Origin of the sequence: Labilibaculum euxinicum (assembly GCF_963678175.1) — a bacterium.
Taxonomy (GTDB): Bacteria; Bacteroidota; Bacteroidia; order Bacteroidales; family Marinifilaceae; genus Labilibaculum; species Labilibaculum euxinus.
This window is the reverse complement of sequence record NZ_OY782756.1, coordinates 3,383,375-3,395,956: the sequence shown is the minus strand read 5'-3', so window position 1 is coordinate 3,395,956 and position 12,582 is coordinate 3,383,375. Positions and strand designations below refer to the sequence as shown.

Sequence of the window (12,582 nt, the reverse complement as noted above, 5' to 3'; positions counted from 1 at the left end):
AGGGATGTAAGGAGCAAAATAGATGCAGCTTGAAAAGCGTAGATAAAGAAGTGGAAACAAGCTGAGAAAATATCTCAGCTTTGCTGTTTGTATCTGGAGTAAGAAATTTAGATGCGGATTTTTACAACCAGTTTTTTTACTTTCGAATTTTCACCATTTTTAATACAAGGGCAATGAAGATCATCTGGAAAAAAGATAGCAAACATTCCTTCTGTTAGTTCGAAAAGAGTTGAATCATTTTTATAGAATGCAACATCTTTCTCATTGTTTACAGTATGAGGAATTTGCTTACTTAAAATACTAATACCCATATTTTCTGTTCCCGAAATTAGATACTGAATGTCGATGTGTTCGAAATGACTTTCCAGTTTGCAATCTTCCAGATTTTTTGTGTTGTATTCCTGAACAAGAGCAAAAACATTTTCTCCGTCAATTTCATATTTCCCCACCTCGGTATTTAGCAGGTCTGTGCTGTTGATGTATGCAAATGCTTTGGCAATTCGCTCACTTACTCCAGCGTAAAGCTGTGAGTTTTCAATTTTATCGATTATCATTTTTTCAATTTTTTTCAAAGTTCGAAATAATCTTGAAAATTTGGGTTTCGGCCGGGTGATTTATTGTACTTAAATTTTTTAGAGATCGAATTGTGAGAGAATGCAGAATTATGAGGAATATAAAAACGGAAAATTTACAAGCTGTAAGTTTTCCGTTTTATTTTTTCTTATTATGAATGCCCCATTACAACAATTCTAATGATCTTCATATTAAGAACAAGGAACCGATAGGTTTGATAGAAGATTTCTTTGCGCCAAAATTTAGTGGTTTTGGTTGGCATTGGGGGATAGGCTTCTTCGTAATAACCCCTTCTTTTTGTAGTATTCATGATATATCTGTTTTAACAAATCCGACTTTATTTTACTCAGGTAACAACCACCAAAATGGGTATCCTTTTGCTTTGTGCAGAAACATATAATGCATGGTCCACTTAAGCCAATGACCTGCTAAGCCGGGTTCTCCCATGGTATATTTAATGCTTCGTCCCCATTCAGGATATTTGTCCCAATCCTGCACAATTGGATAAACGGTCATGGTAGCAGCCGAACCTTTGGTCATGCCAAATCCTGCCGATACAATACAAGCAGCTCCCATTTTAGCCATCGAAGCTCTGTGTTTTAATTTGTGTTCGCCTTTTTTTACCAAATTCACAATGTTTAAGGCAACCACTTTACCTGATACGCCCGACGGCATTCCGGTGCGCGGTGGAGCAGGGAAAATTGCCGTTCCGTTTTTGCTCTTCATTGGTTTCGAAATGGAATGTGGAGGAGCAAAAGCAATTCCCGGGGCAAATATGTTTGGATAAGTAGGATTTCGGTATGTTTCAGGCCAATCGGCAGCTTTCCATTCCTCAAAATCTTTTGTTGTGTAATCCGCATCCACCTTAGTGAATCCGTTGGGGGCAAAAACAGTAGAGGTGATGTCCTCGTTATTTTTCCCAAAGGCTTTTAAGCCAACCCCCGAAAAGCCGGGAATCAGCATCGAGAAATCGAATGCAACGGAATTCTTTTCACCATCGAGAGTTTCGTAATTTGCTTTTCCGGGTTCAATTTCAAATACGCCTGCACGTTTAATCCATTTAATTCCGTTTTCAATTAAGAAGGATTCAGCAAATACTTTGGTTGAAGTGATATAACCGCCACGTTTAATAAAGGCGCCACCCATTCCAAAATCGCCCAATTCGTATTCGTTGGTGATCCAAATCAACTCAGCCAAATGTTCCAGTTTCCGTTTTCTTATTTCGTAGGAAACATTTAAAATGTACTCGAAAGCTGCTCCTTGACAGGTTGCCATCGAATGGCCTGTTCCAATAAGAAAGGTTTGTTTTTCGCCGGCCTCCATTTTTTTGAAGCAAGCCTGTAGTTTTTCCCATGCGTGAATGGCATGATCGCAGGAGCAAACCGACTCTGTATTTTTACCGGGACCTAATCCCGGAGTGCCTTCAAAATTAAGTTTTGGTCCGGTTGCATTTACCAGATAGTCGTAATCAATTTGCTCTGTTTCACCTTTTCTTTCAGGATCGGTGTATTCAATACTTACGAACCCTTTGGTAATTTCCTGATTGCCTTCCGGATGGATTGATACAGCTTTGGCTTGCTTAAAGTCGATTTTCCATTTATCGTATACTTTTTTTAGCTTGAACCGAACCTGATCAACATTCATGCGGCCTACTCCAACCCAAATGTTGGAAGGAATCCACTGGTAGTAACTGTTTGGAGAAACAACAACAACATCATGCTGTTTTCCTAATTTTTTCTTGATAAATGCAGCAGCAGTATGTCCTGAAATTCCTGCTCCTAAAACAACGATTTTGGCCATAATTTATTTTTCTTTTGTTAATTATCTAATTTAAAGAATAATATTCAGATATCTAGATGTATGGTTTGAGATATTCGTGTTTTATTGCTGATTTTGATTTTTTGCAGATTACGAATTAGAGCTTTGAGCTTGAAAATATTGGGCTTTTGAAGGAAAATTTTATTTGTTTAGAATCTTTATAAACTTATGATTGGCTGAAGAAAATAACAAACGGAAGATTAATAAAATGCTTGCCGCTTATATGTATTGCTATAGGGAAAATTCCAATTCAAAGAAATAAAGCTTATTTTCACAAGCTGTAAGATAATTTTACGATTACTGTTAAAAGAGCAAAGAACATGATGGACCCCAGAATAGAGAATTTAAATGTAGGTGCAGAGCAGTCTATTATTACTCCAATAGAACTTAAAGAATTATATCCGCTTAGCGAAAAACACATCGAAACCGTTAATAACGGACAGACTACGATTAAAAATATACTAAATGGCAGTGATAAGAGAATACTTGCTATTGTTGGACCTTGCTCTATTCATGATATTAAATCGGCAAAAGAGTACGCTCAAAAATTAAAAGTACTGGCTGATGATTTAAAAGAGGATTTGTTTGTTGTGATGCGGGTTTATTTTGAAAAACCCAGAACTACAGTGGGATGGAAAGGCCTAATAAATGATCCTTACATGGATAATTCGTGCAAAATTCAGGATGGCTTAAAGCAGGCTCGCGGGCTTTTGGCTTATATTGCAGAACTTGGACTGCCGGCTGCCGGAGAGGCTTTGGATATTGTAACTCCACAGTATATTCAGGATCTGTTTTCGTGGACAGCAATTGGTGCCCGAACTACCGAATCGCAAAGTCACCGAAACATGTCAAGCGGCTTGTCCTCGGTTGTTGGCTTTAAAAACGGTACCGATGGGAATATTGATATAGCTATAAACGCAATGCAGGCTGTTGCCTCTCCACATAATTTTGTGAGTATAAATCCTGAGGGAAAAGTGGCTGTGATTCGTACCTTAGGAAATCCAAACACACATATCATACTTCGAGGAGGTAAGAAGCCTAATTTTGGAGCAGAACACATTGCTGCGATTGAAAAAAAACTGTCTGACCTGCAAATTGTGCCAAGAATAATGGTTGATTGCAGTCATGCGAACTCTTCTAAAAAAGCCCAAAAACAGGAAATTGTTTTAGCCAGTCTGGCCGGGCAAATAGCAGGGGGAAATAAATCTATCATGGGATTTATGGTAGAGAGTAACCTGATGTTTGGCAAGCAAAATATTCTGGAAGACAAATCAAAACTTAAGTATGGTGTTTCGGTGACCGATGAATGCCTTGATTTTGAATCTACAGAGCAAATTTTGCGGGATTTTTGTGCGAAGATAAAATAATATACTTCAAGAAAATAAAAATCCCGATCTGTAATTGCAGATCGGGGTTTTAAATATTTTAGGCTAAGAGAGTCTTACTTTTTAGGTTTATCATTTTGCATTTCGATATAATCGGCACTGTTTCTAAAATCGCCAAGTAAATACTTACAAAAATATTCCCCGCGTAACCAGAACGAGTATTCGCTCATGTCACCAAATCCGTGGCGTTGACCGGGATAAATGAAGAAATCGAATCGTTTGTTCGCTTTTATCAAAGCATTGGCCATTCGAATTGTATTGCCAGGATGTACATTGTTATCGATATCACCGGTAACGATCATCAGTTTTCCTTTCAGGTTTTTAGCCAAGCTTGGATTATCATCAATTTTATAGGTGAAAGTAGTATCTCCTTTTTCAGATATTTCCTCTTTTACACCGTGATGAGTTTCACTCCACCAGCGATTGTAGATGTTATTGTCGTGGTTTCCGGCAGCAGAAACTGCTGCTTTAAAGAAATCAGGATAAACCAACATGGCCGCTGTAGACATGAATCCACCTCCGGAGTGACCGAAAATTCCCACTTTAGTAATATCAATAAAGTCAAATCTGTCGGCCAATTGTTCCAAACCAACTTTCTTATCTTCCAAACCATAATCTCTTAGGTTGCCATAACCATAGTTGTGGTACCATTTCGAACGGGCAGGGTGACCACCCCGATTGCCGAGAGTTACTACAATAAATCCTAACTGAGCCATACGATCGGCTCTGTCCATGCGGGTCGAGAAGCTTTTGTAAACGGCTTCGGTTTGCGGTCCCGGATACACATAGGTTAAAATTGGATATTTTTTATTCGGGTCAAAATCGAATGGCTTGTACATCACTCCATAAATATCAGTTACACCATCACCTGCTTTTACTTTAAACAGCTCGGGGAACTGATAACCGGTTTCAAATAGTCGGGAAAGATCAGTGGTTTCCAAATCGATTAATTTGCTTCCTTTCGAATTGTACAGTGCCGAAACCGGAGCTGTATTTACTCTTGATGAGTTGTTTACAAAGTAGTGGTTTTGATCATTCAGACTTACATCGTGCGAGAAATTTCCCTTGTTCAAAAGTCTCAATCCTGTACCATCAAAGTTTACACTGTAAAGGTGAGTGTAATATGGATCTTCGCCATTTTCCCGGGCATTTCCAGTAAAGTAAAGAACTCTGTTTTTTTCATCAATTCCCTGAATTCTATCGCAATGCCAAGGGCCTGATGTAATTTGATTTTTTAGATTTCCTTCCCCGTCGTAAAGGTAAAAATGTGCCCATCCGTCGCGTTCAGACCAATGAATCAGTTCGCCGCCGTTATTTACAAATCCTAATGGTCTGGTTTCTACATAGGTATTTAAACGCTCTTCAATCAAGATTTTCACTTCACCGGTTGAGGTGTTGGCGGTGCAGATATCAACACGTTTCATATCACGGCTCTGACGCTTGAAATACAATAGATCACTGCCGGCAGATAACCATTTTGAAAATTGCAGATCATCATCTGCATCCATTTTTTTCTCTGGAGCTCTTAGAATGGAAAGAGTCTGATCTTTAAATGCCGAAGCTTTTACTTTTACGGATTTTTTACTTTCCCAGTCGAAAACTAAAATTTCATATTGAGGAGCTTCTTTTTCCCCCGGCATATGATATTTGTAACTTTCTAAGGTAGGTCGTGGAGAAGCCACGGAGTTGATCACCCAAAGATCTTTTACTTCGCGCTCATCTTCTCTGGTTAGCGCAAACTTTTTTGAGTCTGCCGAGAAAGTTACATAAGCAGCTTTGCGTTTGTCTTTTTCTTCTTCTATTTCTTTATTGGTTTTACCATAAGTGCCACTGCCATAGCTGTAATATTCTACACCATCTGTAGTTAACTCATGTTCAATAATAGTAGAATCTTTTTCATTCTTTTGAGCTTTTTTATAGTTTTCTGCATCCATCCAGTACAAATTGTGATGTTTTGCAAAAATTACGTATTCCTGATTTGGAGATACCGAAGCCCAATCTTTTTGCTCCAAAGGCTTTTCGAATTCATCCAGTAGATTTAGCTGTTTAGAAGCAATTTGATATTCGAAATGCCAAACTTTGGCAACCATTTTCTTTTTGGCTTTTTGCTTTTTTCCGCCTTCTTTTTCCTCTTCCTGCTTATCGCCGTTTTCGTCGTCTTTTTCTTCCTCTTCCACCAGCTTACTTTTCACTTCAAACTGAATCGTTTTTTCATTGTTGATGAATTTCAATTTGCTGATGTCCAAATGCTCTGCATCGAAAGGATCTGCCGTTAAACGGCTCATGTCAGCGGCCATTTTTACTGTATTAAACAGCTCTGATTTTGTACTGCTTACCGGATCAACCAAATAGTAGAAGTTTCCTTCCGGGGTTTTGTAGTTGTACCAGAATTTTTCACCGTTCTTTAACCAATGAGGATTGACACTGGTCGAGAATACTAATTTTTTTAGTCGGTTAGGTGAGAATTTTGCTGCCAATTCATAATTTGCTTTTTGGGCAGGAATTTCCTGCGCAAATAATCCTATTCCTATTGATAATAATAGGAGGGTCAATAAATTTCTTTTCATGTTGTTGAGTTATGCTTGTGTTGTTTTAAGGCAACTAAAATAGAAATAGGTACAATAAGAAGACTTATTTTTTTACACTTTTCGATAAGAAGGGTGATTTTCGGGATGTATCAGCGGGCTCTTTGTATTTTGCTTAAAAGACGATTAAAATTTGTCACTAAAAGGAGCTTTGAAATTAAAGAGATAGCAGGGGCTTTTATCTATTTCTTACTGCGCGCTTCTTGATATTTTTTAGTGCTTTCTTTTGGGCTTTGAAAATTAAAGAAAGAGCGGAGTCCGAAAAGGTAAAACGATCATCATTTTCATCTAACGATTCACTGGCAATTACCCTTTGAGAATATATTTTCTGTCCTGTCTTGATTTCATAGATTACAATAATTAATTCTGATTTGCTTTTTTGAAATCGATTTGTACCCTTGGTACGGAAGGAATTCAGTTCATCTCTTAGTTTAATTGCTTTTGTATTGATCAGGAAATCAAAACCACTGGTGCTTTGTAGAAGAGTAAATGTGTTTTCGGATGGTGCAAACTTAAATTGATCTGGAGTTAGGTAGGTGAAATTTACACCATCAATAAATTGTACCGAATCACCGCCAAGTTTCTGAAGTTCTTTCGTCATGTTTCTATCCAGAGCATTTTTTGCAGTCCACGGAATATCAGCTTGTATTCTATTTACCAGCCAGGTTCCATTTTCGAAATTTAATACTGGCGGAGTTTCAAATACATACTGATAGGAGGGAAAACTACAGGAACTTATGGTAAGGATGATAATTGAAATTACTACAGATTCTAAATGTGATAAAGCTTTTCTGTTCATGATCTTGTCTAATCTGTTTTAATATACATTTAAGACATCTATTTGCTTTACTACACGTATTGGTTCTTTAGATATTTTTGTATTATCTCTGCTTTATTAGTTCCAGAAGTTTAAGAACTGTATTCCAGTTTCGTGTTGTGGCTTTCACTTTTAGCTTCGATTCGAAAAACTGATTGCTGAGTTTCGTTTTGTGATACTGCCCCGGGCAGTAGATAAATACATCTTTATCGATAATTTGAAAACGATCCGGTTCAAAGCTTAATTCACTGATAGCTTCGCTTAATTCTATTTTTGGAATTTCACTTAGGAAGGTGAGGTAAAGACACTTATTTTCATAAGAATCAGTATACGGATCTGACAGAGCTGATTGTTCCCATTCGTTTTGTCTCCTCACTATTACAGGCACTTCGAAACCGTATTTCTCCAAAATGGCATCTTCTAATTTTGCTTCAAGTATAGAATTGGAGACGTTTTGATATTCAAAAATTATATTTCCGCTTTGAATGTAGCTGATACAATTTTCAAACCCCAATTCAGAATACAATTCTTTAAGATCTGCCATCAGAATTTTACGTTTGCCACCCACATTTATTCCTCTTAAAACAGAAATGTACTTTACTCTTTTACTCATAGGGCTTCAGGCTTTTATAGAAGACAACTTGATCATTGTGTTATTCGTCATGCATTTGTAATTTAGCTTTTTTGTAAGCTTCCAAAAGGCGTTCCGGAACCAATGAAGGTCTCTGTTTTTCAAGATTGTAAAAGCAACCAGTTTGTTTTCCTTTGCAATAAATTATATCACCGGAAAAAATCTCAAAATCCATTTCCCATTTGCTGGATCCCAGATTTTTAATTCTGCACGTTCCCCTTGGATGATCCTGAATGGTTAACGGAACTTTGTAATGTACTTCTGTTTTAATTAAAATAGGGGAAATATTGGTGGCTATCATTTCATTATATGGAAAGTGCTTCTCCAGAAACAAATGTCTTAAATCTTCAAACCATCTGATGTATACAATATTACTTACAATTCCCATTGCGTCAATATCATAGGCCTTAATGCCTATTTCCATTTCAACGATCATTACATTTGCCGACATTATTTTTGATTGTTAGGTGTTTGTGCTCGCGAGTCTAAAAATACATATTTGATAGTAATAATGAAATACAATAATTTGGATTTAAATCACATTTACGTCTTATTCAGAAAGTTTTTCCTGTGATTGTCCTAAGAGTTTAAGACCTTCTAAAGCAGAAGGATCACTTGGGAAATACCAAAGACTTTTTTGAAATAAGATGAGAGCCTCCCGGCTTTTGCCCATTCTATAATTGGTCCATGCAAGCATAATGAGTGCATCGTAACCAAAAGGATACAGGTCAACTACCTTTTTAAAGTGCTGAAGAGCTTTTTCATAGTCTTCCCGACCATAGAAAATAAGACCTAGGCGGTAATTGGCAACGGTTTGGTTGGGGGATATTTTAAGAATTTCTTTGTAAATATTTACAACTTCGTCCCATTTTCCAATGGCTGCTTTGGGTAATACCAATCCAAATTTTGCTTCTTCGGCATATGGTTTTAAATTTACTGCCCGTTGATAATGAGAAATGGATTCATTAAATACACCAGCCTGATAATTGAGCCAGCCTAAACGCAAATTAATTTCATACGAATTCTCATCATATACTGCTTTTAGCTGATCTATGGCATGAGAAAAATCTCCTTCCTTCTCATATTTATAACTCTCTTCGAATGCCATGCCTGTAGTCTTAAAATCCTGACCTGTTGCGCTGTTAAATAGCAGGATGACGAATAGTAAAGAAAATATACTGCGTTTTGAATTTTCTAGAAGTTCCATTTGATTCCTCCGATTATTGATTGGACATTGATGTTCTGACTATTCAACTCATCATTTATGGTATAATTATTTTTTTCTTTCTGATTTTGCCAGATCAGGAACAGATTAAGTTTCCCTTTGAATAGATACTGATAAATCGAAAGCTCTTTTCTGTTTTTTATAAGATTAACGCCGTTGAAAACAGAATATCCCTGATTTTCGATCTGTTTATACAAATCGCCAAAAGTATATCCTGCACTTGCCCAGGTATTTTTTGCAATTCGAAAGCCTGTTCCTGTTTTCCAGTATTTTCTGTTGTGCCAGGTACTTGTTTGTTCTTTTTCCATTTGATTGGTAAAACTACCGGTTAAGTATAAATTCGTGTTTCCCAATGGATAATATCGGAGTTCAATTTCTTCTTGCCAGCGTGTTTCATTATTCATTGAAGAGTACAGTACACCTAACTCAAGTTGCAAATTCGATATTTTTTGCTGCAGACCGAGGTAGGCAATAAAACTGTTTTGTTTGAAAGAGTAGGGATAAAGTTCCGTGCCTTCATCAGTAATTACCGGATCAGATTGATTGCCGCTGCCCCCGGGGCCGTTCCCGTTTCCAGCTTTTACCTGAGGTTCAATTGCTGCGACTTCATTTTGTACACTTAGGGGATTGCCGTCTATTTTTGTTGTTAACCAATGTCCGGCAAGTATCAATTGACTTCCCCAATTCAATTGAACAGAACTTTTTAAGTAATACTGATTTTGGGTAAGATCTTCATCGAAAAAGTAGGTTTCGCTTACAATGGAATTCTTTACATCTACATGACTAAATGCCTGAAATAGTGAAACTCTATCGCCCAACTGATGATTCAGTCCAATACTATAGTGCAGAAAGTCTTTGCGAACAGTCTGTTCCTGCAATTGATCTGAAACAATTGCATAATCATCCAATATTTCATGTTTAATTTCTGAATAGATAGCCGAAATAATTTTTGTTTTACCGATGTTATATTTCTCCGATGTAGACTGGGCTAATTTGTTCTGCAATCGGATTGCATCTTTTTCCTGTCCTCCTAAAAGATATGAGAAGTACAGATATTCTTTTATAATGGCATCTTCGCCATTTTGCAGGTATAACTGATGAAAAAGACCCGCTGATTTTCTGTATTTTTTTAGTTCATAGTAAGCGATAGCTATACGGTACTGCAGATAATAAAAATCAATTCCCTGCTTGTTGGCTTTTTCACCTTCAGTAATCAATTGTTTCCATTGCCCTTTTTGAAACAGAGCAAAGCTTTCCTTATCTACCTGTGCAACACTAAGCTTTTTCTGTGAGTTTGCCGATAGACCAAGAAAAATTGCCAAGATTAATATGCTTGCATGTTTCCACATTTTATTTCGATTAGTTTACCATTTCTAATAATTTTTATCTGAAGAGAAGCACCATCTTCAATCTTTATTTCACTTGTTAAATGTTCTCTTTTGGTCGAATATCCACACTCTATTTTAGATGAGAGTTCAATTTTTTCGGAGTTGATTCCTTCCTTTTTGTTTTGATATTTTAATTGATAGTTGGACTGCAGATAAATGTAAAAGGGAGCGATGAAATCCTGCAGGAAAAGCTTTCTTGCACTGAAAACCTGATTCGGAGGAATTTCAGCTGTTACATTCAGATCTTGATAATATCCCAAATAAACTTTATAACAAGACAGATAGAGATAGTAGAGTAGAGAGCGTTTATTGCCCAGATAGTTATGGAATTGTAAAACATTTGCCTCTACACTGAAAAATGCTTTTGAGTTGGTTTGCAAACATTGAATGTAAGTGTTTCCAATAGCATCGGACTTGACTTTAAAATCCCAGTTTTTTTCCAAAATTATCAGTTTTGAATCGAGACCGGATTCAACGGTTAACGTAAATTTCTGTCCGGTCTGAAATCCCAATGCCTGCGACAATAACGGATGGATTTCTCCCCGTAATAGCTTTGTATTTGTTGTCGGTTTCGTATACGATTTTAGAATTACATCTTTGCCCAACCGTTCTATATAATGCGAAAGAGTTACATCCAATGTTGCAGATCCAATATAGGGTGTAGCCTGAAATTGAAAGTGAAGATGAGGGTAGGGTGATCTTCCTGAATTACCGCACAATCCTAAAACTTCTCCTTTTTTAACAAGATCTCCCTTTTTTACTTTAAAACTGTTTTCTTTAAAATGACTCAATTGCGAGAAAAGACTGTGGTTGTGACGAATCACCAAAGAGTTTCCCCAATTCTGATTTAAATTCACCTGTCCAATTTTATTATCGGGAATACCATCCAGAATATTTACAATCTCACCATCTGCCGGACATAGTATAGTTTTGTTGTAGCAGTAGTAATCTTCAACAAAATCGCCGTCGTTTTTGTATTGCTCATCCTCATCATTAAGTATTACGAAATCCCAGGCATGGCGCCATTCATTCTTATGTGTGTATTCACCTTCATGGGCTTGGCTTACCGACCATTTTCCAATAAACGGAAGTTGAAAATCAGTAAATACATTTGCCGATAAACGTTGGGCATTGCTTTTGAAATAGTACAAATTCTTCTCAGGAGAGTTGTGCTGCACTTGTACTTCCTGCAATTTTTCACTTGGCTGATAACGTAATTTTAGAATGTACAGGAAAAGAAGAGTCACCGCATTAAATGGCAGTGCATAAACCGATAATCGATAAGGAGCAAACCAATGCACACTGCTGAGTGTTGTTAAAACAACTATTGGCAGTAATAGAATAATCCAGAGATAAGAATAAGGGGATGGGATGAGGTAGAAAGCACCCAGAGCAATTGAAGTAAGAATAAAGTTAAAGCCGATAAAAGTATAGCCCAATCCGCTAATATTTACATCAATAAGAATATAAAAAAAGTAGGCGATATAGAATCCTAAAATGGCGAATGTAAAGGCAATTCGGGAATAAAAAAGCAATCCAATCAGGATCAGTAAACCAGCCAGCCAATTGCTTTGAAAGAAAATAGCTCCCAGCGATTTTAGAAATATGGATACTGATTCATGTATTTCCCAATTTTGAATAAAATGATAGACATTCACCAGTTTTTGACCGCCAAGGCTGAATATTTCATTGGCCTGATAAATGCCCCGCTCACTAATTCCCAATGAGGTTAAATCACTGCTTGCCAGCATAATCATCCAGATTCCCAGCAAAAAAGGAACACTTAAAAAGGGCAGAGCGTATTTGGCGAGCACACCCTGCAAAAATAAACAGATGAATAAGGTGAGAATGGATGACAGAATCACCAAAACAGTAATTTCGAGTCCCGGCTGAAAATATAAGCCGATGCCTAGTCCTACCAGCAGACTATTAAATCCATAGCTTCCATCTTTAATGTAGTAGCTAGAGAAACCCATTTTACCGGCAACTAAATTTGCTGTTAAAATGGAAATCAGACCTGCTGTTCCGGCCCATGGATCGAAAAAACTAACCACCAAAAGCAGCACTGCAAAGGCTTTGTTTCGTGAGAAAAATACCTGAGCGTAGCTGTTTAGTGTCGCTTCACCTAAAAATAGTATGTTCTGTTTAAGCTCTTTCATT

General features: G+C 37.1%; 11 protein-coding genes. 1 reads left to right on the top strand and 10 read right to left on the bottom strand.

The genetic code is table 11. The annotated features are described in order from the left end of the window. Positions 1–107: 107 nt before the first annotated feature. The 3 genes from ACY0M5_RS13510 to ACY0M5_RS13500 form a co-directional block, all read right to left on the bottom strand. On the bottom strand, positions 108–554 hold the full coding sequence (locus ACY0M5_RS13510) for a NanQ anomerase/TabA/YiaL family protein (protein WP_461629498.1): 447 nt from the start codon (positions 552–554) through the stop codon (positions 108–110). A 170-nt stretch (positions 555–724) separates the two neighbouring features. Continuing rightward, on the bottom strand, positions 725–883 hold the full coding sequence (locus tag ACY0M5_RS13505) for a hypothetical protein (protein ID WP_180327202.1): 159 nt from the start codon (positions 881–883) through the stop codon (positions 725–727). 32 nt (positions 884–915) lie between these two features. After that, positions 916–2,373 (bottom strand): NAD(P)/FAD-dependent oxidoreductase, encoded by a 1,458-nt coding sequence (locus ACY0M5_RS13500; RefSeq protein WP_461629497.1) that lies wholly within the window; start codon positions 2,371–2,373, stop codon positions 916–918. A 338-nt stretch (positions 2,374–2,711) separates the two neighbouring features. Between ACY0M5_RS13500 and ACY0M5_RS13495 the strand changes: the two genes are divergently transcribed. After that, on the top strand, positions 2,712–3,758 hold the full coding sequence (locus tag ACY0M5_RS13495) for a 3-deoxy-7-phosphoheptulonate synthase (protein WP_461629496.1): 1,047 nt from the start codon (positions 2,712–2,714) through the stop codon (positions 3,756–3,758). 74 nt (positions 3,759–3,832) lie between these two features. On the opposite strand, the gene ACY0M5_RS13490 is transcribed toward ACY0M5_RS13495, so the two are convergent. The 7 genes from ACY0M5_RS13490 to ACY0M5_RS13460 all read right to left on the bottom strand — a co-directional run bounded on the left by ACY0M5_RS13490 (position 3,833) and on the right by ACY0M5_RS13460 (position 12,581). Beyond that, a complete protein-coding gene (locus tag ACY0M5_RS13490; RefSeq protein WP_461629495.1) occupies positions 3,833–6,343 on the bottom strand; it encodes a S9 family peptidase in 2,511 nt (836 codons plus the stop codon). A gap of 196 nt (positions 6,344–6,539) precedes the next feature. Then, positions 6,540–7,160: a hypothetical protein gene (locus tag ACY0M5_RS13485; protein WP_461629494.1), complete on the bottom strand. Its 621-nt coding sequence runs from the start codon at positions 7,158–7,160 to the stop codon at positions 6,540–6,542. 82 nt (positions 7,161–7,242) lie between these two features. Then, entirely contained in the window at positions 7,243–7,791 is a 549-nt protein-coding gene (locus ACY0M5_RS13480; RefSeq protein WP_461629493.1) for a DUF1697 domain-containing protein, read from the bottom strand. A gap of 40 nt (positions 7,792–7,831) precedes the next feature. Continuing rightward, positions 7,832–8,260 (bottom strand): acyl-CoA thioesterase, encoded by a 429-nt coding sequence (locus ACY0M5_RS13475; RefSeq protein WP_461629492.1) that lies wholly within the window; start codon positions 8,258–8,260, stop codon positions 7,832–7,834. Positions 8,261–8,359: 99 nt separating this feature from the next. Next, positions 8,360–9,016 carry a tetratricopeptide repeat protein gene (locus ACY0M5_RS13470; protein WP_197092874.1) on the bottom strand — a complete coding sequence of 219 codons (657 nt, stop codon included), beginning with the start codon at positions 9,014–9,016 and terminating at the stop codon, positions 8,360–8,362. Next, complete coding sequence (locus tag ACY0M5_RS13465) at positions 9,004–10,383, bottom strand: tetratricopeptide repeat protein (protein ID WP_461629491.1); 1,380 nt, start codon at positions 10,381–10,383, stop codon at positions 9,004–9,006. Before ACY0M5_RS13465 ends, ACY0M5_RS13470 begins: the two co-directional genes overlap by 13 nt. Next, positions 10,359–12,581, bottom strand: coding sequence for an urea transporter (locus ACY0M5_RS13460; protein WP_461629490.1), 2,223 nt, complete (start codon positions 12,579–12,581; stop codon positions 10,359–10,361). Before ACY0M5_RS13460 ends, ACY0M5_RS13465 begins: the two co-directional genes overlap by 25 nt. Position 12,582: the final 1 nt, after the last annotated feature.